This is a genomic window from Streptomyces tirandamycinicus, assembly GCF_003097515.1.
Taxonomy (GTDB): Bacteria; Actinomycetota; Actinomycetes; order Streptomycetales; family Streptomycetaceae; genus Streptomyces; species Streptomyces tirandamycinicus.
In genome coordinates this window covers 6,276,210-6,299,287 of the sequence record NZ_CP029188.1, presented here as the reverse complement: position 1 = coordinate 6,299,287, position 23,078 = coordinate 6,276,210, and the positions used below count along the sequence as shown (strand labels likewise).

General features: G+C 70.9%; 27 protein-coding genes and 1 tRNA gene. 10 read left to right on the top strand and 18 right to left on the bottom strand.

Annotation, left to right across the window (positions count from 1 at the left end; translation table 11 throughout):
- Positions 1-87 precede the first annotated feature (87 nt).
- From DDW44_RS27525 to DDW44_RS27500, 7 genes are all read right to left on the bottom strand, one after another.
- Positions 88-555 (bottom strand): cobalamin B12-binding domain-containing protein, encoded by a 468-nt coding sequence (locus DDW44_RS27525; RefSeq protein ID WP_279634819.1) that lies wholly within the window; start codon positions 553-555, stop codon positions 88-90.
- A gap of 201 nt (positions 556-756) precedes the next feature.
- Positions 757-2,010, bottom strand: a complete 1,254-nt coding sequence (locus DDW44_RS27520) for a helix-turn-helix domain-containing protein (RefSeq protein WP_108908147.1) — start codon at positions 2,008-2,010, stop codon at positions 757-759.
- A gap of 659 nt (positions 2,011-2,669) precedes the next feature.
- Positions 2,670-3,587: a JmjC domain-containing protein gene (locus tag DDW44_RS27515; RefSeq protein WP_240800789.1), complete on the bottom strand. Its 918-nt coding sequence runs from the start codon at positions 3,585-3,587 to the stop codon at positions 2,670-2,672.
- Entirely contained in the window at positions 3,584-3,985 is a 402-nt protein-coding gene (locus tag DDW44_RS27510) for a hypothetical protein (RefSeq protein ID WP_240800788.1), read from the bottom strand. The genes DDW44_RS27515 and DDW44_RS27510 overlap by 4 nt, the downstream gene beginning before the upstream one ends.
- A gap of 183 nt (positions 3,986-4,168) precedes the next feature.
- On the bottom strand, positions 4,169-4,405 hold the full coding sequence (locus DDW44_RS27505) for a DUF397 domain-containing protein (RefSeq protein WP_037756790.1): 237 nt from the start codon (positions 4,403-4,405) through the stop codon (positions 4,169-4,171).
- A 227-nt stretch (positions 4,406-4,632) separates the two neighbouring features.
- The gene (locus DDW44_RS33265) at positions 4,633-4,755 is read right to left on the bottom strand and encodes a hypothetical protein (protein WP_279634818.1); all 123 of its coding nucleotides are present in this window, start codon (positions 4,753-4,755) and stop codon (positions 4,633-4,635) included.
- Between the two features lie 17 nt (positions 4,756-4,772).
- On the bottom strand, positions 4,773-5,135 hold the full coding sequence (locus tag DDW44_RS27500) for a hypothetical protein (protein WP_244224125.1): 363 nt from the start codon (positions 5,133-5,135) through the stop codon (positions 4,773-4,775).
- 205 nt (positions 5,136-5,340) lie between these two features.
- Here DDW44_RS27500 and DDW44_RS27495 point away from each other — a divergent pair, with 205 nt between their 5' ends.
- From DDW44_RS27495 to DDW44_RS27480, 4 genes are read left to right on the top strand one after another with little or no spacing between them, the layout of a single operon-like run.
- Entirely contained in the window at positions 5,341-5,748 is a 408-nt protein-coding gene (locus tag DDW44_RS27495; RefSeq protein ID WP_108908145.1) for a hypothetical protein, read from the top strand.
- A complete protein-coding gene (locus tag DDW44_RS27490) occupies positions 5,720-6,244 on the top strand; it encodes a DUF6879 family protein (RefSeq protein ID WP_108908144.1) in 525 nt (174 codons plus the stop codon). Before DDW44_RS27495 ends, DDW44_RS27490 begins: the two co-directional genes overlap by 29 nt.
- A 7-nt stretch (positions 6,245-6,251) precedes the next feature.
- Entirely contained in the window at positions 6,252-7,121 is an 870-nt protein-coding gene (locus tag DDW44_RS27485; RefSeq protein ID WP_240800787.1) for a helix-turn-helix domain-containing protein, read from the top strand.
- Positions 7,118-7,762 (top strand): DUF397 domain-containing protein, encoded by a 645-nt coding sequence (locus DDW44_RS27480; protein WP_108908142.1) that lies wholly within the window; start codon positions 7,118-7,120, stop codon positions 7,760-7,762. Before DDW44_RS27485 ends, DDW44_RS27480 begins: the two co-directional genes overlap by 4 nt.
- A 259-nt stretch (positions 7,763-8,021) precedes the next feature.
- Here DDW44_RS27480 and DDW44_RS27475 read toward each other — a convergent pair.
- Positions 8,022-8,095: transfer RNA gene (locus DDW44_RS27475), tRNA-Pro, on the bottom strand.
- A gap of 125 nt (positions 8,096-8,220) precedes the next feature.
- On the opposite strand from DDW44_RS27475, the gene DDW44_RS27470 reads away from it, so the two are divergent.
- Positions 8,221-8,946 carry a thiamine pyrophosphate-dependent enzyme gene (locus DDW44_RS27470; protein WP_108908141.1) on the top strand — a complete coding sequence of 242 codons (726 nt, stop codon included), beginning with the start codon at positions 8,221-8,223 and terminating at the stop codon, positions 8,944-8,946.
- Between the two features lie 92 nt (positions 8,947-9,038).
- A complete protein-coding gene (locus DDW44_RS27465) occupies positions 9,039-9,947 on the top strand; it encodes a transketolase family protein (RefSeq protein ID WP_108908140.1) in 909 nt (302 codons plus the stop codon).
- Between the two features lie 102 nt (positions 9,948-10,049).
- On the opposite strand, the gene tgmB is transcribed toward DDW44_RS27465, so the two are convergent.
- The 5 genes from tgmB to DDW44_RS27440 form a co-directional block, all read right to left on the bottom strand.
- On the bottom strand, positions 10,050-10,988 hold the full coding sequence (gene tgmB / locus DDW44_RS27460) for an ATP-grasp ribosomal peptide maturase (RefSeq protein WP_108908139.1): 939 nt from the start codon (positions 10,986-10,988) through the stop codon (positions 10,050-10,052).
- Between the two features lie 15 nt (positions 10,989-11,003).
- Positions 11,004-11,195, bottom strand: a complete 192-nt coding sequence (gene tgmA, locus DDW44_RS27455) for a putative ATP-grasp-modified RiPP (RefSeq protein WP_017944157.1) — start codon at positions 11,193-11,195, stop codon at positions 11,004-11,006.
- Between the two features lie 736 nt (positions 11,196-11,931).
- A complete protein-coding gene (locus DDW44_RS27450) occupies positions 11,932-12,888 on the bottom strand; it encodes an alpha/beta fold hydrolase (protein WP_108908138.1) in 957 nt (318 codons plus the stop codon).
- A 65-nt stretch (positions 12,889-12,953) separates the two neighbouring features.
- The gene (locus DDW44_RS27445) at positions 12,954-13,538 is read right to left on the bottom strand and encodes a GNAT family N-acetyltransferase (RefSeq protein WP_108908137.1); all 585 of its coding nucleotides are present in this window, start codon (positions 13,536-13,538) and stop codon (positions 12,954-12,956) included.
- On the bottom strand, positions 13,535-14,116 hold the full coding sequence (locus tag DDW44_RS27440; RefSeq protein WP_108908136.1) for a helix-turn-helix domain-containing protein: 582 nt from the start codon (positions 14,114-14,116) through the stop codon (positions 13,535-13,537). The genes DDW44_RS27445 and DDW44_RS27440 overlap by 4 nt, the downstream gene beginning before the upstream one ends.
- 588 nt (positions 14,117-14,704) lie before the next feature.
- On the opposite strand from DDW44_RS27440, the gene DDW44_RS27435 reads away from it, so the two are divergent.
- On the top strand, positions 14,705-15,901 hold the full coding sequence (locus DDW44_RS27435; RefSeq protein ID WP_108908135.1) for an acyl-CoA dehydrogenase family protein: 1,197 nt from the start codon (positions 14,705-14,707) through the stop codon (positions 15,899-15,901).
- 90 nt (positions 15,902-15,991) lie between these two features.
- Here DDW44_RS27435 and DDW44_RS27430 read toward each other — a convergent pair whose 3' ends face one another.
- From DDW44_RS27430 to DDW44_RS27410, 5 genes are read right to left on the bottom strand one after another with little or no spacing between them, the layout of a single operon-like run.
- Positions 15,992-16,561 (bottom strand): GAF domain-containing protein, encoded by a 570-nt coding sequence (locus tag DDW44_RS27430; RefSeq protein WP_017944162.1) that lies wholly within the window; start codon positions 16,559-16,561, stop codon positions 15,992-15,994.
- Positions 16,558-17,229, bottom strand: a complete 672-nt coding sequence (locus DDW44_RS27425) for a GTP-binding protein (RefSeq protein ID WP_027733625.1) — start codon at positions 17,227-17,229, stop codon at positions 16,558-16,560. Before DDW44_RS27425 ends, DDW44_RS27430 begins: the two co-directional genes overlap by 4 nt.
- Positions 17,207-17,578 (bottom strand): DUF742 domain-containing protein, encoded by a 372-nt coding sequence (locus DDW44_RS27420; protein WP_026164701.1) that lies wholly within the window; start codon positions 17,576-17,578, stop codon positions 17,207-17,209. Before DDW44_RS27420 ends, DDW44_RS27425 begins: the two co-directional genes overlap by 23 nt.
- Positions 17,579-17,580: 2 nt before the next feature.
- Entirely contained in the window at positions 17,581-18,015 is a 435-nt protein-coding gene (locus DDW44_RS27415) for a roadblock/LC7 domain-containing protein (RefSeq protein WP_017944165.1), read from the bottom strand.
- A 7-nt stretch (positions 18,016-18,022) separates the two neighbouring features.
- Positions 18,023-19,918: a sensor histidine kinase gene (locus DDW44_RS27410; RefSeq protein ID WP_240800786.1), complete on the bottom strand. Its 1,896-nt coding sequence runs from the start codon at positions 19,916-19,918 to the stop codon at positions 18,023-18,025.
- A 576-nt stretch (positions 19,919-20,494) separates the two neighbouring features.
- On the opposite strand from DDW44_RS27410, the gene DDW44_RS27405 reads away from it, so the two are divergent.
- The 3 genes from DDW44_RS27405 to DDW44_RS27395 are packed head-to-tail and all read left to right on the top strand — an operon-like array spanning position 20,495 to position 23,074.
- Positions 20,495-20,854: an NADH-quinone oxidoreductase subunit A gene (locus DDW44_RS27405; RefSeq protein ID WP_026281533.1), complete on the top strand. Its 360-nt coding sequence runs from the start codon at positions 20,495-20,497 to the stop codon at positions 20,852-20,854.
- Positions 20,845-22,149, top strand: coding sequence for a hypothetical protein (locus DDW44_RS27400; RefSeq protein WP_108908132.1), 1,305 nt, complete (start codon positions 20,845-20,847; stop codon positions 22,147-22,149). The genes DDW44_RS27405 and DDW44_RS27400 overlap by 10 nt, the downstream gene beginning before the upstream one ends.
- Positions 22,142-23,074 (top strand): NADH-quinone oxidoreductase subunit H, encoded by a 933-nt coding sequence (locus DDW44_RS27395; RefSeq protein WP_108908131.1) that lies wholly within the window; start codon positions 22,142-22,144, stop codon positions 23,072-23,074. Before DDW44_RS27400 ends, DDW44_RS27395 begins: the two co-directional genes overlap by 8 nt.
- Positions 23,075-23,078: the final 4 nt, after the last annotated feature.

The following is a 23,078-nucleotide window of genomic DNA, read 5'->3' as shown; positions in this document are numbered from 1 at the left end:
CGGCGCCCCGCACCCCGCACCCGGCCCCCAGCACGCCCGACCTCTCACACCGCACCCCGGACCCGGCTCGCAGCGCCCCGGAGCCGCTCACAGCAACGCCCCCGACGTGGCGGGCAGGGAGCCGACGAAGGACCGGAACTCGGGCACCGAGACGCCCTCCTCGAAGACCCCGTCGAAGCCTGCCGCCAGCAGCGCACACCGACGGGCCGGATCGCCGGAACCCGCGATCCCGAGCTTCCCCCCGATCACGGTCGGGGTACCGGCCAGCTCGGGGCAGGCGCGCAGCGCGGCGATCACCCGCAGTCCGTCCTGGAAGCCGTGCCCGTTGACGCTGCTCAGCACGATCAGATCCGGGGCGGTCCGGCGGCACTCGGCTACCAGCAACCCGTCCGGCACGCACGCGCCCAGATTGGTGACCCGGTGGCCGAGCTCCTCCAGCAGCAGTTGGAGGAAGACCAGGTTCCAGGTGTGCGAGTCCGAGGCCATCGTCGTCACGACGACGGTCAGACCGGCCCGCTGGGCCTTTCCGTGCTGCTCCACGGCATGCTGCTCCACGGCGCGAACCCTCTGTGTCGGTAGGTGGTGGGGAGTCCCGGGATGCCTCCGGGCGTCCGGGGCTACGGGACCACCGGGTATCCGGGTGTACGGCGCACCCGGCCGTTGACACAACGCTAGGGAGGATCCGGGCAGCCGACCGGCAGCTCACCCGGCAGGATTCGGGCAGTATCCGCCCCTGCCGGGGCCGTCGCACGGGGCTCAGCTCGCCGTCGCCAGTTCCTGGTGGGCCCCGGCGGCGCAGAGGCGACGGCAGAGGTTCAGCACGGTGAACCGGACACCGTCGCGGGCCGGGACACTGCGGATCAGGCCGCTCGCCAGCAGGGCGTGCACCGCCGCCAGGCACTCCTGCGGCGGCCGGCCGCTCAGTGCGACGGCGTCCTCGCCCGACCAGTCCCCCGGTTCGGCCGCGAGCCGCTCCAGCAGGGCACGCTGACCGAGCGTCAGCCGGTCCAGCGCCGCCCCCAGCGCCCCGCCCACGTCCGCCCTGCCGCCGTACCCCGCCGGCGGCGCCAGGTGGAACGGCCCGTCCGCCAGCCGCGCCACCAGCTGGCCCGGGGACAGCACCGTGGACCAGCCGGCCACCAACTCCAACGCACCTGGAAGACCGTCGAGTTGGCGGCAGAGCGCGGCGACGGCGGGCGCCTCCTCGGGCTCCAGCCGGTAACCGGGGCGCAGTCGGCGCAGGTGGGAGAGCAGCAGCCGGACGGCGCCCACCTCGGCCAGTGCCACCGGGTCGTGGTCGAGTTCCGGCCCGGGGGTGGGCAGCGGGGCGAGCGGGATCACCTGGCCACCGGGCAGCGGCTGCGGGACCCGGGCGGTGATCAGCACCCGCAGGCCGGGGCAGCGCTGGAAGAGGTCGTCGAGCAGTGCCGTGTCCACGCCGGCCTCGGCGCCGTCCAGGACCAGCAGGGTGGGCCGCTCTCCGATCGCCCGGGCCAGCTCCGTTCGGCGTTCGGCTCCGGCGGCGGGCCGGCGGCCGCAGTCGATCCACCGCACCGACCACCGGGACGCGAGGTGCAGCCGCCGCGCGACCTCCAGGACCAGCCGGGTCTTGCCGGCCCCGCCCAGGCCGGCCACCGTGACCAGCCGGTCGCCGTGCACGGCGAGAGCGTCGGCCAGCACCTCGACCTCCAGCTCCCGGCCGACGATCGCACCCCGGGCGACCGGCGGCGCGGTCAGCTCGTCGCGCGGCTCCTCGGCGAGCGCCTGCCGGCGCGCGGCCGCCTCGAAGGCCGACCGGCTGCGGCCTTCCAGCCGCAGCGCGTCGGCCAGCAGCCGCACCGTCTCCTGCCGTGGCCGCTGCACCCGCCCGCTCTCCATGTCCCGGATCGCCCGGACGCTCAGGGTCGCGTGATCGGCGAGCACCTGCTGGGTCAGGCCGACCCGTTCGCGCCGGATCCTGAGCAGTTCTCCGAAGCCCGCCGTCGACTGCAGCGCGTGAACGCCGTCCATGCCTCGTCCGCCTTCCTTGGGTTGGCCAACTACCGGGGACCGGGGGGCCGCGCGTCGAAACGGCACGCCGAGGGCAGCGACCGGTGGTGACCGTCGAGCCGTGTTCCCCCTGGCGCCGATGGTCCACGGCCCGGCTCTATGGGCGATCAACGGCCGATCACCGCACGTTCGCCTACTCCCCGGCGCCGGGGTGTGGAAGGGGCGCATGAGGTGACCGGGCAGCGGGGCAGCGGGGCAGCGGCGCAGCGGCGCAGCGGGGCGACGGGGCGACGGGGCGACGGGGCGACGGGGCGACGGGGCGACGGGGCGACGGGGCGACGGGGCGAGGCTCTCCCGGTGCGCAGGCGAGGCCTCCTCCCGCCCGACCCCACGGCGGGACGGCATGCGCGGCTCCCGGCCACGCCGAAGGACGTCCGGCGCGGCTCGCTCACCACCGGCCGGTGGTCCCGGCCCCGATACACCCACCGGTTCGCCGGCGCCCGCGCCGCTCCCCCGTCCGGCTCGGCACCCCGCACGCCCCGTGGCCACCGCCGGACCCGGCCGTCACCGTCCACCGGGGCGGTCGAGGCCGCGCCGCAGTCACCGGGAAAGCACGACCCCCGCTTCTTGCCCCATCCTCGGGTTCGATCCCCGGTCACTGCGCAACGAGAAGGATGCCGTCAGATGGTGTATTCCAGCTCGACTGCTGCGGCCTCGCGCACGGCCGATGCCAGCCGCTCCAGGTCGAGTTCGCTCAGGTGTCCGCGAAGCGCGTCTCGGGTCTCCTGCAACCGGTCGACGAGCGACGGGCCCGTGATGTCGCCGGGCAGGATGATGCGCCGGAACTCCGGATTCTTGATAGCCTCCGCGATCAACTTTTCGGCAAGCCACAAGGGAGTGCGCTCCCGGATCGCGAACGTCAGGTGGACGCTGTCCCCGTCCTGATCGACCACATGCGGGTTGTGGACCCATCCTCTCGGGAGCAGAAGCGACTGCCCGGCCTGAAGATCCACTTGCAGGTCCGGACCCGCGGCTTCCCACTCGGGGATGTAGTCGTCCCGCCACACGCGCCAGGATTCGTTGTACTCCCTCATGGGGCACTCGACGGGCGGGCGCCAAATCTGCCACCGCTTGATGCCGGCGGTCTGTACGACAACGGCCATCTGCTGATCCCAGTGATGGCGTAGCCCCTGACTGCCGGGCGGGGTCAGGAAGGCGTGGACGTAGTTGCTGAAACCCGTCTCGTCCTGAATTCCGCGGGAGACGGTCGTCATGGACGGGATGACCCGTTGCAGGTTGCCCAGCCGGATGGTGAAACCGTTGTCGTACAGTTCGCGGAGCTTGGCCGCGTCGGTGCGACCATGGGTCATGTACGCGTTCTGGTTCAGGGAGGGTCCAGGCGCTTTCACGACCGCGATCTCGTTGGCCGGTATGCAGCCGGTGAAGACGTAGCCCTTGAGGAAGTCCGCGGTGATGGTCTCGTCCAGCGCCGTCCTGCCGCGCTCATAGACGCGGGGCTGATCCGGCCACGTGGTCAGCAGTTCGGTTACGCCCTCATCGGGCAGCAGGAGGCGCAGTGACACAGCGTCGATCCTCACGATGGCGAGAGTGGACAGGGGATGTCCGGCTGAAACCGGTTCGGGCAGCACACGACGTTGAGCGACAGCAGATTTTTCGATGCGGTGTAGTGGACCCAGGAGACGTCGACCCCGCGCGGCAGCACGTCAGCGGCGTACTCCAACTTGCCCTCGAGGCTCCCGTACGCCTGGAAGCCGTCTGCGCGCTCGTACGGAGGGTTCGCTTCGTAGTGCTTCGTGAGCCAGGCGAGGGCAATGCCCACGTCGATCCACGTTCTGTCGGCGGCGACGTGATCCTTCTTCGAGAGCCAATGGCCGGTCATCAGGGGCGGTACGTTGCCCGTTTGGAACTCGGCAGCAGCCTCGCGATACCGGTCAAGTACCTGCTGCTGTCTCTTGTCCTCGGGGTCCGTCACCATAGGCGGGCCATTGGGGTGAGGAGGCCGGCGACTGCCCTCCTTTGCGTATACGGACGAGGGCCCGATCCACGGTCCGTACCCATGCCAGTGCCCTGACCAGCTCATTTGTGCCCTTCGTGGGAGTGCGGGCCGCCCCTCTGTGACAGACGGCCCGCGTCGTGCGTGGTGAGGAGGGAGGTCAGACTAGAGCGTCAGACCCCGCTTGGCGGCCCACCCACGGGCGAAGTCGTCCAGTTCCACCTCGGTGAAGCGAAGCTCACGGCCCGCGCCCTCGGGCTTGTTGTCGCGAAGGACGTAGGAGGAAACCGAGCCGGGGATCTGGCCGACCTCGACGCACGACTCATGCTCGCCCTGGAGGTTGCCGCCGCAGAAGTTCTGGAACTGCGTCCCCTGAACGGGGAGGCTGTAGAGGTTGCTCATGGGATAGTCCTCCTGGTGCATTGGGTGTGCGGAGATCCGTTCTCCGCGCCGTCGTGCACTTGCTCCCGGTCTCGGCCGTCTGCTGTTCGAGGAAGGCGGTCGGGCCCGGGGGTGTTCTCCGTCCCCGAGGGGTGTGCATCGGGGAGAACCGGTGCGTGGTCACTCGGGGATGGAAGATCATGTGGTCAGGTGCCAGTACGCGACCATGATCGAAACTGAGGCGCCGATCACGAGGACTTGACGGAGCCACTGGCGCCAGCCGAGCGGGCGCTTCTGTCGGCCGACGGACTGGTGGAGACGCCGACCGCGAGGGCGGCGATCACTGCCAGGAGCACCAGGACGTAAGCCACTTGCTGCGCCTTGGGACTCACGCGACACCCGTCCGGCTCCTCTGCGTGTAGACCCACAGGAACCGGCGGGTGAGACTCGCAACCTCGCCCATGAACATGTACGCAGCGAAGGTCGTGGCATCCGGCGCGGGACGGGTCTTCAGGTCCAGCAGTCTGTACGCCTCGTGGAACAGCCGCCTTACCGTCTCGTCCTTGTCTGCGCCCAGCTCCTCCGCGAGCAACTGTTGCAGGTGGCCGATCAGGATCGGAGTCCTGGTGTTGACGTCTTCACGGGTCGACGTGCCCAACTGCATGACGAGGGCAGTCTCGGTGCTGTCCCCAATCAGCTCGACGTCGATCGGCGGCTCGTCGAGGCTCGGAGCCTCGCGTCTTTCGCTCACGGTGGACACCACGCATCTCCCCTCGGGTCCGCACCTCAGTGCGGGTTCCTTGGCTGCTCGATCCGCGACGAACGTAGAGCGGGCGCAGCCCAAGCCCCAAGCAGATTGCGTGAGTTTGCACCAAGTCGATTGACCGGCCCTCATGGGCTCGCGACCATCAACGTGTCGCGCAAGCCGACGCAAGACAGCGGACGGGAGAGCAGCCATGCAGCTAACGTTCCTGGGGAAGAACTCCACCCCCGGAGACAGTCCCACCCTGTACGCCAGTGATCAGGACACCTACGTCATCCAAGGCTGGAAGGTGCACGCGAACGACTTGCTCATGCAGCTGTCCGTGCCGGCGGGACAGACCGTCATCGAGGTGCCGACCGAACTGTTCGAGCACCTGACCAAGGACGGTCAGTCGTCCGGCGAGATCAAGAAGTTCGCCGCCCCGATCATGCTCGTCACCGAGCAGGGAACGTGCGTCCTTCAAGGTCCGGAGATGCACGACGCCGACGCATTGAGTCAGATACGCATGCCCGACTACGAGACCTGCATCGAGGTCCCCAAGTCCTCGATCACGGCCCTACTGGAGGAAGACAGTGGACCTGATCACTCCCGCGCAGCGTGACGAGCTGTTCAACAGCTTCCAACGCGATGCCTTCCACTTGGAGCTGCGGGACGACTACGGTTCGCCGATCGAGGACACGCCGTACGCCCGATGGAAGAGGGGCGAGCCCGACGACTACGCCTGGCTCGACGAGTGGAGGGCGCTGATGAAGCGCGTCACGAGTGAGGGCAAGACGGTGCGCCGCGTCCGCGTGGTCAGTCAGCCGCACAGCCAGTACGTCACCTGGGAGCACTCCCTCACGCACCTGAACATCGAGGTCGGTGAGGATATCCGCTGGCTGCCTCGACACATGTTGCCCGAAGGAATCACCTTCCCCGCAGAGGGGAACGACTGGTGGCTCTACGACGATCGCCTTCTCGCCGTGGGCCACTTCGACCCCGAAGGTCAAGTCCTGGGGTCTGAGATCGTCGAGGACCCGGATACGGTGGCCGAGTGCATACGCCTGCGCGACCTGCTCTGGGCCGTTGCCATCCCTCATGCCGAGTACAGGCCCTGACCCTTCAGTGAGCACACAGGCACAGGAAGCACGAGAGGCGCTGGGTGCCCGGCTTCGCGGCTTCCGCAAGGATGCGGGGTTCGCGAGTGGCCGGGCATTCGCGCTGGCCACCGGCTGGGCGGAGTCCAAGGTTTCCCGGATCGAGAACGGGAAGCAGAACGCGAGTGAGCAAGACATTCGTACCTGGTGCAGCACGACCAGCCGCGGCGACCAGGTCGACGATCTGATCGCGACGGTCCGCCATATCGACGAGCTGTGGCTTGAGTGGCGCCGGCAACTTGCGACCGGTGCGGAGAAGCGGCAGAAGGCGGCACTGCCTGTTTACTCGAAGACCAAGGTCTTCCGGATCTGGCACCCCACACTCATCTGGGGAACGCTCCAGACCGCGGAGTATGCAGCGGAGACCTTCAAGCAGGTCCGCGACTACTACGAGATCCCTGATGACACGGAAGCCGCGACAGCGAAGCGGCTTGAGCGTCAGCAGTACCTGTACCGGGGCGACAGGATCTTCAACGTGCTGCTCGCCGAGCAAGCGCTGTACACCAACCTCGGAGGAGCGGAGGTGATGAAGGGGCAGCTCGACCGCCTGTTGGCGGTCATGCGCCTCGCTCGGCTCAGCCTCGGCATCGTCCCGCGCTCTGCCCCCATGCGCATCTGGCCTGGCAATTCCTTCTCGATGTTCGACGACAAGCTCGTTCTCGTCGAGACCTACTCGGCCGAGTTCTCGGTTACGCAGCCCCGAGAGATCGAGCTGTACGCCAAGGCATTTGCCCTCTTGCAGCAGTCGGCGGTCTACGGAACCGCCGTCCGAGACCGCATCCTCACTGCGATCCAGCACTTCGACCGCATGCCGGCGGACCAGGAGGCAAGGCAATGATCATGGAACTGAGCTGGCGAACCAGCTCTTACACGAAGTCCGATAGCTGCGTCGAGGTGGCCGACAACGACCCAACGAAAGTCCTGGTCCGGGACACGAAGGACCGCGACAGCGGAACCCTGGCCTTCTCACCATCGCCCTGGTCTGCCTTAGTGCACTTCACGGGCTATGGGTGTGATTACGGTACTGTCGTAGCTATTGACGGCTGGCCCCACCTCGGCGGGGCTCTTTCATTTTCTCACTTCTTCTTATTGGCAGGAATATGCCTTTCCGGCCATTCCGTACCAGTTCAAGAAACACTACTATTGGAATTACTCCCCCGGAAAGGAGGAGTTGGACAGACATCCTCGACCATTTCACTTGCCGACAGCCTCGCCCGTAAGGGCAAGCGCGTCCTGTTGATTGATATTGATTTCCAGGCCAACAGCAGCAAGGTCTTGCTGCCCAACCATCCTCAGATACAGAAGCACCAGGCCGCTTTTACGACCATCCTTGAGCGCAATCCTCTTCCTCGACTCTCAACCAATGTGCCCAATCTTGAGATCGTTTCGTCGCATGGAGCAGGCAGGCGTTCGCCGAGTGCGTCTGTACGACGCTCGTCACGCCCGCCCGTCCTGGATGGCGAACAACGGTGTACCTGACACAGTCGTGTCCGCCTGGGCGGGACACAGGACCTGTCGCTCACCAAGCGGTTCTACGTTCACCCTGATCCGCAGAGCCTCAAGGTTGGCTCCGACAAGCTTGGGCAGGTGCTCGCATCCTGAGCCCGCAGCGGTGATCATCCGGTGATGATCTGGCGTTTGTGACCATATGCGACACGAGAGCAAGAATGATCAAGGGCCCTACCTCACTGATGTGAGGCAGGGCCCTTTCACCTGCGACTACGAAGCAGAGCTTCCGTCGGGACGACAGGATTTGAACCTGCGACCCCTTGACCCCCAGTCAAGTGCGCTACCAAGCTGCGCCACGTCCCGGTGCCCGCCTGACCTGGGGTTTCCCCCGGCCGAACGCGCACGAGAACCATACCGCACTTCACCGGGTGGCCACGAACCGATTGCCGGTTGACCTCAAGTGCGGTTGAAGTTGCACGGTGGGGCCCATGACGAGCACACGACTGACCACGATTCGTGACGGCGCGCCCGGCCGGCGGGAGCTGGACCGGCTGACGGCCCTGATGGCCCTGATGACGGGCGACGAGAAGCACGGGCCCGCCGCGACCTCGACGCTCGACGCCCTGTGGGTGCTCTACGACCGGGTGCTCCGGGTCAGCCCGGAGACCGCCGCCTCGCCGGAACGCGACCGGTTCCTGCTGCCCAAGGGCCACGGACCCATGGCCTACTACGCGGTGCTCGCGGCGAAGGGCTTCATCGACGAGGAGGTGCTCGCCGGGTTCGGGGCGTACGACTCCCCCCTCGGCCACCACCCGGACCGCGTACTGGTGCCGGGGGTGGAGATCGGCAGCGGCTCGCTGGGCCACGGCCTGCCGCTGGCGGTCGGCACGGCCCTCGGCCTGCGGGCGCAGGGACTGGACACCCCCCGGGTGTGGGTGCTGATCGGCGACGCGGAACTGGACGAGGGGAGCAACCACGAGGCCATGGCCTTCGCCGGACCGGCGGGCCTCGACCGGCTCCACACGCTGGTGATCGACAACGGTTCCGCGACCCACGGCTGGCCCGGGGGCATCGCCTCCCGCTTCGAGGCCGCGGGCTGGTCGGCCGCGACCGTGGACGGACGAGACCAGCAGGCCCTGCACTCGGCGTTCACCGCGCCGCATCCCGGCCGCCCGCGCGCCGTGGTGGCCCGCGTCGAGCCGAAGAACGCCTGACGGCACACCCGGCGGCGAGCCGGGAGCGGACCCGGCCAAGGCCCCGCCGGCATCCGGCGGGAACCAGGACGACCACTCTAAGGACATTGATCATGGACACGATGCGTGAACGCTTCATCTCGAGCACGACCCGGCTGCTGGACGAGGATCCCCGGCTCGCCCTGGTCCTGGCGGACATCAGCGCCGACGGCTTCCGTCCCGCGGCGCGGGCACACCCGAGCCGGGTGATCAACGTCGGCATCCGCGAGCAGTTGATGATCGGCGTGGGCGGCGGACTGGCCCTGACGGGCCTGCGGCCGGTGGTGCACACCTTCGCGAGCTTCCTCGTCGAGCGCCCGTTCGAACAGGTCAAGCTCGACTTCGGACACCAGGGCGTCGGCGGGGTCCTGGTGAGCGCGGGCGCCTCCTACGACTGGCCGGCGGGCGGTTTCACCCACATGGCACCCGGCGATGTGGCCCTGCTCGACACCCTCGACGGCTGGACCGTCCATGTACCCGGGCACCCGGACGAGGCGGAGGCACTGCTGCGGAGGGCGACCCCGGGCGACGACCGGGTCTATGTGCGGCTGTCGCTCCAGTCGAACGAGCACGGACGGCCGGTCGACGGCGCCCGGTTCCTGCCCGCCAGGGAGGGCCGCGACGGCGTGGTGGTCGCGGTGGGACCCATGCTGGACCACGTCCTGGCGGCGACCGAGGGCATGGACGTCACGGTGCTGTACGCGACGACCGTCCGGCCGTTCGACGCCTCCGCGGTCCGGCGGGCGATCGGGCACGGCCCCGCCGACGTGGTGATCGTCGAGCCGTATCTCGCGGGCACGTCGACCGCCGCCGTCAACGAGGCGCTGGCGGACGTGCCGCACCGGGTGCTGGGGCTGGGCGTCGCCCGCCGAGAGCTCCGCCGGTACGGGCGGATGGAGGAGCACCTCGCCGCACACGGCCTGGACCCGGCGGGTCTCCGCGATCGGATCGCCCGGTTCCTGGGCGCGGGGGTGTCCCGCTGAGCGGGCGCCCGCACCTCTGTGCCCGCACCCCTGTGCCCGTACCCCTGCGGCCGCACCCCTGCCCTGCGGCACCCTCCGGCACTCCACGGCGCCCTGCGGCGGTCACCCCTGCTCCCTGGCCGGCGGGGCCAGCCACGCCGCGACGGCCTCCGCGATGGGCAGACCGGTCTCCAGTTCGATGAAGCCGAACTGGCCGCCCTGGTTGCCTTCCAGGAACCACCACAGCCCCTCCGCGTCCTCGGCGAAGTCGAAGGCGGCATAGGCGAGTCCGGCGAGGTTCAGGTAGTCCCGCACGGACCTTGCGATGCGCTCCGGCACGTCGGCGGCCCTCCAGGGCTGGCCGGTGTCGCCGTACCGTCCGTCCACCTGTCCGTCCACGGAGCGTTTCCGGGCGGCGAACAGGCGTGTGCCCACGGCGGTCAGGCGGATGTCGGCGACCTTGGGAACGTACTGCTGGAGCAGCGTGGGCCCGGCGGCCACACTGGAGAAGTCGGTGTCGGGAGGGATGCGTGTGGTGGGCAGGGCCACCGGCGGATCGCCGGGCGGCGGCCCCGAGGCGGACTTGACCACGATGTCCTGGTACTGGGCGGCGAACTGCCGCGCCACGCGCGGGAACGTGGTGATGACGGTGGGGGGTACGGCGAAGCCGCTGCGGTGCGCCAGGCTGAGCTGCCAGGGCTTGCAGCGGGCCTGCGCTGACACGCAGGGGTGGTTCATCCAGCGGGCGGTGGCCGAGTAGAGCATCCCGTAGAGGGCCTGCTCGGTCTCCGCGGTCAGCCACTGGGAGGGCTCCTCGGCGTGGGCGGCGGGATCGCCGGGTCTTCGCACCCAGACCGACCGCAGGGCGCCCATGCTGAGCAGCCGGCCGTCGGTCGACAGATGGCCGTAGAAGTCACCGTGTCCATACTCGGCGGACAGGGCGGCCTCGCCGGGGAGATCGGCGGGATCGAGCCGCACGAGGGGGACCCCCCGGTCGTGCAGCTTGGCGATCACCATGTCCGCGGTGACGTCTTGACGGCACGTCAATATCAGTACGGTCATTGCGGTGCGGGTCCGTCAGTCGTCGAAGTGCGTCTTGGAACCGGCGGTGGACGTCGTCGTGCCGGTGACCAGGATCAGATCGCGGTCGACGATGGCCGGCCGCCCGTCCGGCAGCACATTCAGCTGCAGGGCGGAGTCGTAGGTGTACGGCAGCGTGACCGCAGGACTCTCGGCCGGAAGTACGTACTTCAGTACGAACGGTCGCATGAGTCTCCTTCGTCGACAGTCTGGGCACACGTAACAGTACGTGCCTATGATGTAGGGCACTCATTACTATCCGTCACTTCCGACCGTGCTGGCAGTGAATGTCGTCACACTGGACGGACCCCACGGGATCGCCCCATCGGTAGACGGATGGGGGAATGCGTGGGGTTCCCCCATGAGAGCACTGAATGGTGTAGACCGATGTGAACATCCCGTGAAGACGGGCCAGTTGAGGCTTGACATGTGATCGCCTGCACATGGGCCATGACCGTCCGTCACGCGCGTGCGTCCTCCGCGCACACGTCATGACCATGTGTCACACACTTCCCTCACGCCGGCATCCGGCGTGACCGTGGGTCACGCGGACCGCACGGCCGCGCACAGGTCATCACCGTATGTGACAGGCGTGCGTGGGCCCTTGTGAGCCCCGCTGCCGATGCGCGCGCCGGGGCGCACCCGTACGCCCACCCCGCCCCAGGCGCCCGCGTCACCCGCTCCCGCGCCCCGGCTCCGCACCGGTCGCCTCCGGGCAGCCCCATCGAGCCGGGCAGCGGAAGCGCGGTGCCGCGCCCATCGTCGGCAGCGACCGTCCTCCGACGGGACACCGCCCCGCCTGCCACGGCCGCCCCACCGGCCACGCCCGGAAGCAGTACGCCCCCACCGCCCGGTCCGGAAGCCACCGGCCGGCGGCTCGGCGCCCCGAGCGGACGCCCCGCCTCGGACGGCTCCCGCCGCCTGCTCACGCTCGCTCGTCCAGCCAGGCCACCAGATCCCGGTGGACCTCCTCGCGGTTGGTCTCGTTGAGGATCTCGTGCCGGGCGCCCTCGTACGCCTTCCACGTCAGGGACTCCGTCCCGATGTAGCGGAAGTCCTCCAGCAGTTCGTGCACCAGGGTCATCCCCTGGTGACAGGGGTCCGCCGTGCCGACGGCGACGTGGACGGGCAGGTCGGCCGGGATCCGGGCCAGGTTGCGCGGGTCGTTGATCTTCCGCACGGCACGCAGCCAGTCCAGGGCCAGGCCCGTGCTGAAGGGGAAGCCGCAGCGCTCGTCCGCGATGTAGGCGTCCACCTCGTCCTCGTCGCGCGAGAGCCACTCGAAGCCCGTCCGGTGCGGGTACGGGCCGTTGAAGGACGCGAAGAGTCCGGAAAGGTACGGGGAGGGGGCCGAGCGGCCCTCGGCGGCAGCCCGCTCCCCGAGCAGGGCGATGGAGCCGGCGATGTCGGCGCCCGGCAGCGTGCGGAACGTTCCCGACAGGATGAGGCCGCTGAGGTCGTCGGGGTACTCCTGCACATAGTCGCGGGCGAGCATGGAGCCCAGGCTGTGCCCGAGGACGGCCACGGGAACCCCCGGGTGGAGCAACCGCGCCTGGTCACCGACGGCCTTGATGTCCTCGACCATGGCGCGCCATGAGTCGTATCCGTCGACGGGCACGGCGCCGGGCGTCTCCGCGACCCCGTAGCCGCCGGTGGAGGGTGCGGTCGCCCCGTGCCCCCGGTGGTCGGAGGCGATCGTTCCGTAGCCGTGGGCGGCCAGGTGGCGGGCGAACCGGTCGTACCTCAGCGCGTGCTCCGCCGCCCCGTGGACGATCTGCACCAGGGCCCGGGGACGGCCGCGCTCCGGCAGCCAGGAGTACGTGGCGATCTGCACGCCGTCGGCGGCGTCGAGCAGTCCGGGGCGGTATGCGGTCGCGGTCATGGGGCCGGCCTCCTCGGTCGTACGGTCACGGGTACCTGGGGCGTCCCTCCCCCGGTCGCCGGCGGTCACACCCGCCGGGCCCCGGGATGTGCCTGCCGCGGGCGCTCGCTCCCGGGCGGCCGGTCCCGGTGGAGCTGTTTGTAGTAGAGCGTCGTGGGCCGCAGGGTGCCGCCGGGGTCGGCTGCGAAGCCGGGAATGACGCCGGCCGCCGTCCATCCGGCCGAGCGGTAGAGCCTCTCGGCGGGGCTGCCCGTCTCGGTGTCCAGGACGAGGAGGGTGGCGCCGCGGTCGGCCGCACCGCGTTCCGCCGCGGCGAGCAGGGTCCGGCCGAGCCCCCGCCCCCTGACCTCGCGGTGGACCAGCAGTTTGGTGATCTCGGCCCGGTGGCGGCCGTTGGGGTACCCGGTGAAGCCGGCGCTCACGGTGCCGACGACGCGGTCGCCGTCGCGCGCCACCCAGAGGGCGCGGCCGCCGTCGGCGAGCGCGGGGCCGTGCGAGTTCCACCACCGCTCGGCGGCGGTGCGGTCGAGGGGGGCGAGGAAGCCCACGGAGGCTCCGCCGTCGACCGCGTCGACCAGCAGCCCGGCCAACCGGGTCGCCGTACGGCCGAGTTCCCCGGCCCCCAGTGAGGAGACGGTGAAGCCGGTCATGGCAGCACCACCACGGCGTAGCGGGCCTCCTGCGGCCCGGCGCAGCGGAAACGCGTCGCGCCCCGGAGACGGAATCGCAGACAGTCACCCGCGCGCAGCACGTGTGTCGCGTCGCCGACGGTGATCTCGACCGTGCCGTCGAGCATCCAGATGTGCTGTTCCATGCCGGGCACCGGGGGTGCTTCGTACGCGAGGTCGGCTCCCGGGGCGAGCCGGGACTCGACGATCTCCGCCCGCAGACCGGTGCCCGGCGGTGACACGGAGCGCCGGACGAAGCCCGCCGACTCGTCCGTCCAGACCGTCTGGTCGGCCGCGCGAACGAGCTCGGCGGGCTCCTCCTCGACCTCGCCCAGCAGCTGGGACATCGTCCTGCCGTGGACCGCGCACAGCTTGCCCAGCAGCGAGGTGGTGGGGCTGATCTCGCCCCGCTCCGCGCGTGACAGGGTCGATCGGCTCACCCCGCTGCGCCGCGCCAGCTCGTCCAGCGACCAGCCGCGTTCGGCCCGCAGCCCGGCGAGGCGTGCGGCCAGTCGCACGTCGACGGGGTCGCGCTGCCCGCCCTCCGCAACATCTCTCATATTCGGAACGGTATCCCAGATGCGGGATGAGGAACAGGCCCGGACTCCCGACTCACGCCTCCCGGCCCGTCGGCACGGCCGGTGCGGCCGGGCACGGCACGCCCGGCCGCTCCGGTGCGCCGGAGCCGCCGGAACGGTCGCACGGCGCCGGGGGCGCGGACGACGGAGCGCGCCACCGCCGGCACTCCCGTACGCCGGCACCGGTCTTCGCCCAAGAGCACACGAATCCGCCCGGGTTGCGGGCATTTCCGTACCTCTGAGGGCTGGTCGGCGGCCGACCGGAGCGGAATGCTGTCCCTCGGTGCCATATGCCTTCGAAATGCCCTCGAACCGTTTGCCGAGGGCATGTGGCAGAAAGATGACCCACGGGCATGCCCTGCGAGCGAACCGGACGGGCCGCTACCACCGGCGACGCGGTCTCCACCACACGTCGACGAACTGCATTTCGGCCAAAGTTGGCCACCGAGTTGTACCACCCGTAAGCGATCAACACCATGAGGTAGTCGGCCTGCACGGGACGGGACCATGCCGATGCACCACCTGCTCGAACACTCGCGCGAGCAGGCGATTCGCAGAGGAGGCCTCGCAATGGACGGGTACTTCGCAAGTCGACTTCATCATCAGCTCCGGGACCGGGTGCGGCACTTCGCCGAGTGCGAGGTCCGCCCGCGTGTTCCCGCCATGGAGGCCGCCCGCACGGCGCACCGCGAACTCTCACGGCTCATCGCACGGCAGGGCTGGCTCGGAGCGACGATCCCCAGGGGCCACGGCGGAATGGGCGTCGGGCACCTCGCCAAGACGATCATCATCGAGGAACTGTCCCGCGTGAGCGGCGCGATGGGCGCCATGGTCCAGGCCTCGCAGCTGGGCGTCGCCAAGATCGTCCACTTCGGGAGCGACGAGCAGAAGAAGTCCTGGCTCCCCCTGATCGCGGCGGGTGAGTGCCTGCCCACGATCGCGGTCACCGAACCCGACTCGGGCGGCCATGTGCTGGGCATGAGCGCCACCGCCGTACGGGACGGCGACGAGTACGTCCTCAACGGCCGGAAAGTGTACGTCGGCAACAGCCACGTCGGTGACCTGCACGGAGTCGTGGTCCGCACGGGTCCGGGTTCCACAGGTCTCACGGCCTTCCTGGTGGAGTCCGGCCGCCCCGGATGCCGCATCGGGGAGCAGAAGCCGACCATGGGGCTGCACGGCTTCAGTTTCGGCGAGCTGCACTTCGACGACTGCCGGGTTCCGGTGGCCAACCGGCTGGGCGAGGAGGGCGACGGGCTGGCCGTCGCCTACTCCTCCAGCATGCTCTACGGCCGCGCCAACCTGACCGCCGTGGCGCTCGGCATACACCAGGCCATCCTGGAGGAAACCACACGGTTCTGCGCCGAGCGCCACCGCTACGGCAAGCCGCTGCACGAACTGCCGTCCATCAAGCTGAAGCTGGGGCAGCTCCAGTCACGGCTGATGACGGCACGGCTGGCGGCCTACCACGCGGTGCATCTGCTGGACCGGGGACTGGCCTGCGACGCGGAGCTGATGAACGCCAAGCTCGTCAACGTCGAGTCCGCGCTCGACTCGGCACGGAACGCGATGGAGATCCACGCGGCGTCCGGACTGTTCACCGAACGTCCCATCGAGCGCTTTCTCCGCGACGCGCACCACATCTTCGCGCCCGCGGGCACCTCCGACATCCAGCTGCTCCGACTTGCCGAGGTGGCCCTGGGCCAGTCGAAGGGGCAGTGGTCGAAGCGGCTGGCCGAGCTGACGCGCAGGGAGGCCCTGGTCTAGTGCCCCATCAGGCGTCGCCCGCACACGCGACTCGCGCCGCACGCCGTCCCCGGGAGCCTCGCGACGTTCCCGGGGACGGCGCCGCACGGGTCACAGCAGCCCGTCCTCGCGGCGGTGGATCTGCTCGACCAGCTCCGCCGCCAGGGACTTGATGGTCTCCAGGCCCGCCCGGCCCCACGGCCGCGGCTCGGTGTCCACCACGCAGATGGTGCCCAGGGCGATGCCCGTGCGGTCGATCAGCGGCGCACCGAGGTAGGAGCGGATGCCGATCTCGTCGACGACCGGATTGCCCGCGAAGCGGGGGTAGTCGCACACGTCCTCCAGCACGAGCGCCTTGCGCCGCACAACCACGTGCGGGCAGTAGCCGTGGTCCCGCGCCATGAAGCGGCCCACGTCCCCGCCGCCCGCCGTGCCGAGGTCGCCACCGCCCGCGTGGGTGCCGTCCGGTGTGTGCAGGCCCGCGAAGAACTGGCGGTGCTCGTCGATGAAGTTGACCATCGAGTAGGGCGCTCCGGTCACCTCCGCGAGCTTGTGCGCGAACTCGTCGAACGCCGGCTCCGGCCGTTCTCCCAGCCCCAGCTGGCGCAGTCGCCGCACCCGGGCGGGGGCCTCCCGGTCGACGGGCGTGAGCAGCAGATGGCCGGTCGGGTCGTACGTCATGACTGAGCTCCGTAGCTCGGCGCCGCTGCCGGTGCCGGGGTCGTGGTGAGCAGGTGCTGGACGAGGGTGACCAGGGCGCCGATCCCGGAGCTGGCGATACGCGCGTCGCACAGCACGACCGGGATGTCGTGCTTCAGGTCGATCGCGGCCCTCACCTCGTCCGGTTCGTAGCGGTAGGAGCCGTCGAACTCGTTGACGGCGACGACGAAACCGATGCCGCGCCGCTCGAAGAAGTCCACGGCCGAGAAACAGTCCTGCAGCCGGCGCGTGTCGGCGAGGACGACCGCGCCGAGCGCCCCTTCGGAGAGTTCGTCCCACATGAACCAGAAGCGCTCCTGGCCCGGTGTGCCGAACAGGTACAGCACATTGCGGTCGTCGAGGGTGATCCGGCCGAAGTCCATGGCCACCGTGGTGGTCGTCTTGGCCTCCACCCCGGCCAGGCTGTCGGTGCCGACGCTGACGGCGGTCAGCAGTTCCTCGGTGCACAGCGGCTCGATCTCGCTCACCGCGCCCACGAAGGTCGTCTTGCCCACCCCGAAGCCCCCCGCCACGAGGATCTTCAGAGCGCTGGGGAAGGGGTCGCCGCGGTCGCGCGGGCCCCGGCCGTGCTCGGGGCCGCGCTCAGGGGTGCGGTCGGGGCGGTCGTCAGAGCCGTCGTCGTAGGCCATCGAGCACTGCCTCCAGCAGCGAGCGGTCGGTGGGGGATTCCTGGAAGCGGGGCGCCCTGGCGGTGACCGCCCCGCAGTCCACGAGATCGGAGAGAAGCACCTTGGTGACGACCGCCGGGAGCCGTAAGTGCGCCGCGATCTCCGCCACCGAAGTGGGGCCGTCGCACAGGCCGAGGGCCAGCGCGTGCTCCGGCCCGAGCACCCCCTGGGGTGCCGTGCCGGTGGCCATGACCAGGGACAGCAGGTCGAGTGCGGCCGTCGGACGGGTACGGCCCCCGATCACCGAGTACGGACGGATCAGCCGGCCTGCCGCGTCGTCGAGCCACGGCCCGTCCATCGGGGCCGGCACGGTCAGAGCCCCGTGGCGCTCGGCGCCCCGGCGGCCTGTCTGGCCGGCGTGACCAGATACGGCCGCACGCTCTTCACCAGCATCGCCATCTCGTACCCGAGGACCGCGGCGTCCGCCTCCCGCCCGGCCAGCACGGCGAGACAGGTGCCCGAACCGGCCGTGGACACGAAGAGCAGGGTGGAGTCGAGCTCCACCACCACCTGGCGGACCTCTCCCCCGTCGCCGAACCGGGCGCCGGCGCTGCGTCCGAGCGAGTACAGCCCGGACGCCAGCGCGGCCATGTGGTCGGCGCTGTCGGCGTCCAGGCCGTGCACGGATTTCACCAGGCCGTCGGAGGAGAGCAGGACTGCGTTGCGGGTGTACGGCACTCTCTGGACCAGGCCGCCGAGCAGCCAGTCGAGATCCGAGGAATGGCCCGTGGGCACATCGCTCGCCATGGTGCATCTACTCCTTGTGGGTGTCGTCCTGTTGCTGCGGTTCGTGCGCGGCCGTGTCCGCGCCTCCTGGCGTCCCCGACTCCGCGAGGCCGATGCCCCGCTGGAAGGCCGCCATCAGCCCGGGGTCGTGCAGCGCCTGTTCCTCGGGTCTGCGCTGGGCCGGCCCGTCCCGCAACTGGGGTGCCAGATGCTCCTGCGCACGCCGCTTGGGCAACTGCGGGCGTCCCGCGGTCCCGCGTGCGGCGGGGAATTCGGGCGGCGGGGGCGCGTGGCGGGGTGCGGGGGCCTGCGGAGGCGGGGGGACGGGGACCTGCGGGGCGGCCGCGTGGCCCGCGCCGGTCCGCAGGGCGGCCGGGTCGGGCCGGTCCGGGTGCTCGCCGCGCACCGGCAGCGGGCCGGGCGCGGTGGGATCCGCCGGGGGCTGCCGGTGCGGCATGCCCGGCATGCTCGTCGCGTAGGTGAGGGTTCGCTGACCGCCGGTGTGGTGGGCGTCGGCGGCCTGCCGCGGTTCGACGGCGGGATGGGGTGCGGCGCCCCCGGGTGCGCCGCCCAGGGGTGCGGCGGCCCGCTCCCGGCCGGCGACTCCGCCCGCCACCGCGGTTGCCGCGGCCGGTGGATGGTCGGCGTGGCGGTGCGCGCCCGATTGCGCCGTGCCGCCCTGGGTGCCCGGCTCGGCGCCGAGCAGCCCCTGCGGCAGCACCAGCACGGCCTGGATGCCCCCGTAGATGTTGGACTGGAGGCGGACCGCGATGCCGTGCCGGCGGGCGAGCGCGGAGACCACGAAGAGCCCGATGCGGCCGTCCTGCAGAAGGTGCGCCACATTGACCTGATCGGGGTCCGCGAGCAGGGCGTTCATCTTGTTCTGCTCGGAGAGCGGCATGCCGAGCCCCCGGTCCTCGACCTCCACCGCCAGCCCCGCCGTGACGCGCGACGCGCGCAGCAGCACCTGGGTGTGCGGGGCGGAGAACAGGGTCGCGTTCTCGACCAGTTCGGCGAGGAGGTGGATGACGTCGGCGACCGCGTGGCCCCGCAGGGTGCCGTCGATCGGCGGCACCAGCTTGACCCGGGGGTACTGCTCGACCTCGGCGATCGAGGAGCGGAGGACCTCGGTCATGGTCACCGGGTTCGACCACTGGCGGCGGGAGATGGCGCCGCCGAGGACGGCGAGGTTCTCCGCGTGCCGGCGGATCCGGGTGGCCAGGTGGTCGACGTGGAAGAGGCCCTTGAGCAGCTCCGGGTCCTCGACCTCGTTCTCCAGCTCGTCGAGCAGCTGGATCTCGCGGTGGACCAGCGACTGCAGCCTTCGCGCCAGATTGACGAAGACCTCGACCTTCTGCTCGTTGCCGACGCTGCTGGAGAGCCGGGACGCCTGTACCACGGCCGCCACGGCGGCGTCGTGGGAGCGCGTCAGCTCCTGGGCGAGGAGGTCGAGTTCGTCCCCGCCGGCGGGCGCGGCGGGGAGGTTCTCACGGGCCGGTGGGCGCTCCCCCCGGCGCAGTCCCTCGACGACGGCGGTGAGCTCGGCCTGCCGGCGGGCGCTGGACCGGCGCAGGTTCTGTGCGCGGTCGAGCACGGATCGTGCGGTGCGCTCCGCGCTCACCGCCGCCGCCGCCACGGCGACGACGGCGAGGGCCGCCGAGCCGGCGAGGGCGACCCACAGCGCCGCGGAGGGCCGCGCGCCGGTGGAGCGGATGGTGAACAGCACCGCAGCCGCGCCGCTGAGCGACACCACGACGGCGGGCAGTACGGCGGTGCGCATCAGTTGGGGGCGTATACGGGCTTCGGAGTTCGGCGGCGTGGAATGCGGCCTGCCCGCGGAGGAGAGAGCGCGGGCGCCTGACCGGCCGTGCCGCCCGCCCTCGCGGCGGTCCGACCGCGCGGCGGGTGCGCGTAGTTGAGACATCAGCGTCCTTGGTACGTGGCCCGGGAATCGTGTACCGATCGGTGTGCGCGGCGCCAAGGGGGTGGGCTGCAGCCCACCGTTGATCACCGGACACACAGGGTAGTCGTGAACCGTTCATGTGCGGTGGGCAGTTGACAAACTTGCCCGAAGAGCATCCCGCTCTGGTATGAGGGCTCGCACGCACAGCCGAAATGCCGTGGCCGCAGGCGGGGGACTGTGCCCGGGTACGTCCTCGTCCTCGGCCGATGGGGCGGAGTGTCAGGACAACTGGCGAGAGGGGCGGCCTCGGGGGATATCCCCCCGCACTCGGGCACCGGGCGGGTGCGGGCGGGCCCATGCGGGCGCGGATGGGTCCCTGCGGGTGCGGATGGGAGCCCGCGGGCGCGGATGGGGCCGTACGCGCGCGGATGGGTCCGTACGGCCGCCGATGGCGGCACGCGCCCTGCACCCGGACGGCATTGCCCGCGGGCGGTGATGTTCTTATCGGTCCGCGCCCTCACTGTCAGGGAGCCGTTCCGGTGGGCGAAGCGCCGCGGTCTGTGCGCCTTCGAGGTGCGAGGCCGTTGGCTGGGCAGTATGGCGCGGGTGAGCGTCTGGTTGCCGGTACTCGTCCTGCTGGGGCTGACGGTGGCGGCGGTCGCCGGCCTCTACGGGCTGAGCGCGCTGCTGGCCGAAAGGGCCGCCGCCCTGGCACCGATGCCGTTCGCGGGTGGCCTGATGCCGCGTGAGCACGCCTTCTCCCGCTTCCATGTCAGGTGGTACCCGGTCACCATGATCTTCCTCGCCTTCGACATGGAAATGCTGTTCATGTATCCGTGGGTCAGAGTGGTGCGGGAGATGGGCCCGCCGGCGGTCGTCGAGATGTTCCTCTTCCTGGGCATCCTCTTCGCGGCGGTGACCTACGCCTGGCGCGAGGGCGCACTGCGATGGGCCTGATCGGCGTGCTGCCCCGAATGACCGCCCGGCGGCCTCCCGTTCTGCTGGTGACCCTGCCCGGCGCCACCCGGGAACGGCTCGCGGTGGAGGCGGAACTCAGGCACCGGGGCTGGCCGTCCGCCGCCGGCCCGGCGGCCGCCGCCGGGCTCGTCGTGGCCGGGGAGCAGGGCGATGTGCAGCCGCCGTGGCTGGCCGACGTGTGGAAGGGCGTGCCCCGGCCGAAGGCGTACGTCTCCGTCCGCCAAGCCGACGACGCCCCCCGTGCTCTGGACGTGCTGGGCCGGTTGCTGGCCACGGGGCGTCAAGGCGACGCCCCGTGGCCGCCCTCCACCGGCTCTCCTGGTGGAACGCGGGGCCGTGAGCGGCAGGACCGGGAAGACGGCGGACACGGGCCGTACCGTCACCCGGAGGCGGGGGGTCATCAGGCTCGTCACGACCAGGGCGACCACATGGATCACCCGGGCCGGCAGGACCACGGGGAACGCCCGGGCCGGCAGGACCACGGCGGGCACCGCGGTGGCGTCGTCGCGGGGTTGCCGATGGCCGGGCGGGCCGACGACCGCGACGGCCTGCGGCTGGACCGGCTGCATCTTCCGCTGGGACCGGTGCTCCCGGACTGGCCGGCGGGTCTGGTGCTGGAGGTCGCGCTCCAGGGGGACGTGGTCCAGTCGGTGACGGAGCACCCGCCGGCGGCCGGAGTGCCGGGACGGTGTCCGTTCTGGAGCGAGCCATGGCTGCGTGCGGCCGCGGGCGAGGCGGTGACCCGGGGCACGGCGGAACGCCGGCGCTGTGCCTCCCATCTGGACAGTGTGGGCCGGCTCCTGGCCGTGGCAGGGTGGCCTCGGCCCGCTGCCGAGGCGCGCCGTCTGCGCGATCGGCTGCTGCACGGCGCCGCGACGGATGAGCTCGCTCCGGGGGTCCTGCGGCTCACCCGCCGGGTCGCCGGGTCGCGGACGCTGCGCTGGCTGACGGTTGCGCTGGGGGAACTGCCCGCCGGGCGGGCCGGGGAGCTCGGGGTGACCGGTCCCGCGCTCGCCGCCGACGGTGACGTCCATGCCCGGCTGTGCGTCTGGCTGGCGGAGATCGAGCGGTCCCTGCACGGTATGGACGACACCCGTGCCGTCACCGGCGGCGACGGCCCCCGCGGGCGGCTGGACCCGGACCGGCCGCCTTCCCGGGTTCTGCTCGACGCCCTGCTCCCTCTGCTGCCGGGCGCGGAGTTCGCCTGCGCGCGGCTGATCCTGGCGAGTTTCGATCCGGACCTCGACGAACTGGTGGGGACCGGTCATGCCTGAGGCGGCGCCGCTGTGGGCGGCCCTGGTCCTGCCGGTGGCCCTGTGCCTCGCGGCCGTCGCCGCTGCCGCGTTCGACGCGGTGCTCGGCGGGGACGCCCGGCGCGGCGGTCCCGGTGTGCTCGCCGCGGCGACGGCGCCCGTGCGGGAGGGGCTGCGGCTGCTTGCGCAGCAGCGACGGACCACGCCGTCGGCCGATGTGGCGCTCGGGCGCATCGGCCTCGGCCTGGTGCCGGTGGCCGCGGTCCTGGCCGCGGCGGTGGTGCCGTGGGGAGGTGTGTCGGTGGCCGATCCCGTGGTCGGGATCGTGTGGTTCAACGCGATGGAGGTACTGGCCTGGGCCGCGGTCTGGCTTGCGGGCTGGGGACCGAACTCGGCGCTGTCGCTGATCGGCGGCTACCGCTTCCTCGCGCAGGGGCTCGCGTACGAGTTGCCGCACATGCTCGCGCTGACCATCGCGGGCCTGGGCGCGGAGTCGCTGCGGGTGTCGGAGGTGGTCGGTGCCCAGCAGGGGCTGTGGTTCGTCGTGTGGATGCCGGCCGCGTTCGCCGTCTATCTGCTGAGTGCGCCGGCGATGTCGTTCTGGGGCCCGTTCGGCCATCCGCTGGGCAGGGACGTGGCCGGCGGCGCCGCCGCGGAGTACAGCGGCGTGGACCGTCTTCTTCTGCTCGGCGGCCGATGGCTGCTGCTGGTGGCCACCGCGGCGTTCAGCGTGCCCCTGTTCCTCGGCGGCGGGCAGGGACCGCTGCTGCCGGGCTGGGCGTGGACGCTGCTGAAGACCGCTGCCGTGCTAGCGGCGCTCATCGTGGTGCGGCGGATGCTGCCGGTGCTGCGGATGGAGCGCTACATGGAGTTCGCCTGGATGGTGCTGGTGCCGTTGGCGCTGCTGCAGGCGCTGTTCGTCGCCATCGTCGTACTGAACCGCTAGGGAG

What these genes read in the sequence shown, in the direction of transcription:
- DDW44_RS27405 (WP_026281533.1), top strand. Translation starts at nt 20,495, where the DNA reads ATGGCGCGGGTGAGCGTCTGGTTGCCGGTACTCGTCCTGCTGGGGCTG.
- tgmA (WP_017944157.1), bottom strand. Translation starts at nt 11,195, where the DNA reads ATGCGACCGTTCGTACTGAAGTACGTACTTCCGGCCGAGAGTCCTGCG.
- DDW44_RS27430 (WP_017944162.1), bottom strand. Translation starts at nt 16,561, where the DNA reads ATGACGTACGACCCGACCGGCCATCTGCTGCTCACGCCCGTCGACCGG.
- DDW44_RS27450 (WP_108908138.1), bottom strand. Translation starts at nt 12,888, where the DNA reads ATGACCGCGACCGCATACCGCCCCGGACTGCTCGACGCCGCCGACGGC.
- DDW44_RS27440 (WP_108908136.1), bottom strand. Translation starts at nt 14,116, where the DNA reads ATGAGAGATGTTGCGGAGGGCGGGCAGCGCGACCCCGTCGACGTGCGA.
- DDW44_RS27520 (WP_108908147.1), bottom strand. Translation starts at nt 2,010, where the DNA reads ATGGACGGCGTTCACGCGCTGCAGTCGACGGCGGGCTTCGGAGAACTG.
- DDW44_RS27425 (WP_027733625.1), bottom strand. Translation starts at nt 17,229, where the DNA reads ATGGCCTACGACGACGGCTCTGACGACCGCCCCGACCGCACCCCTGAG.
- DDW44_RS27435 (WP_108908135.1), top strand. Translation starts at nt 14,705, where the DNA reads ATGGACGGGTACTTCGCAAGTCGACTTCATCATCAGCTCCGGGACCGG.
- DDW44_RS27505 (WP_037756790.1), bottom strand. Translation starts at nt 4,405, where the DNA reads ATGAGCAACCTCTACAGCCTCCCCGTTCAGGGGACGCAGTTCCAGAAC.
- DDW44_RS27510 (WP_240800788.1), bottom strand. Translation starts at nt 3,985, where the DNA reads ATGGTGACGGACCCCGAGGACAAGAGACAGCAGCAGGTACTTGACCGG.
- DDW44_RS27470 (WP_108908141.1), top strand. Translation starts at nt 8,221, where the DNA reads ATGACGAGCACACGACTGACCACGATTCGTGACGGCGCGCCCGGCCGG.
- DDW44_RS27395 (WP_108908131.1), top strand. Translation starts at nt 22,142, where the DNA reads ATGCCTGAGGCGGCGCCGCTGTGGGCGGCCCTGGTCCTGCCGGTGGCC.
- DDW44_RS27410 (WP_240800786.1), bottom strand. Translation starts at nt 19,918, where the DNA reads ATGTCTCAACTACGCGCACCCGCCGCGCGGTCGGACCGCCGCGAGGGC.
- DDW44_RS27465 (WP_108908140.1), top strand. Translation starts at nt 9,039, where the DNA reads ATGGACACGATGCGTGAACGCTTCATCTCGAGCACGACCCGGCTGCTG.
- DDW44_RS27495 (WP_108908145.1), top strand. Translation starts at nt 5,341, where the DNA reads ATGCAGCTAACGTTCCTGGGGAAGAACTCCACCCCCGGAGACAGTCCC.
- DDW44_RS27415 (WP_017944165.1), bottom strand. Translation starts at nt 18,015, where the DNA reads ATGGCGAGCGATGTGCCCACGGGCCATTCCTCGGATCTCGACTGGCTG.
- DDW44_RS27400 (WP_108908132.1), top strand. Translation starts at nt 20,845, where the DNA reads ATGGGCCTGATCGGCGTGCTGCCCCGAATGACCGCCCGGCGGCCTCCC.
- DDW44_RS27445 (WP_108908137.1), bottom strand. Translation starts at nt 13,538, where the DNA reads ATGACCGGCTTCACCGTCTCCTCACTGGGGGCCGGGGAACTCGGCCGT.
- tgmB (WP_108908139.1), bottom strand. Translation starts at nt 10,988, where the DNA reads ATGACCGTACTGATATTGACGTGCCGTCAAGACGTCACCGCGGACATG.
- DDW44_RS27480 (WP_108908142.1), top strand. Translation starts at nt 7,118, where the DNA reads ATGATCATGGAACTGAGCTGGCGAACCAGCTCTTACACGAAGTCCGAT.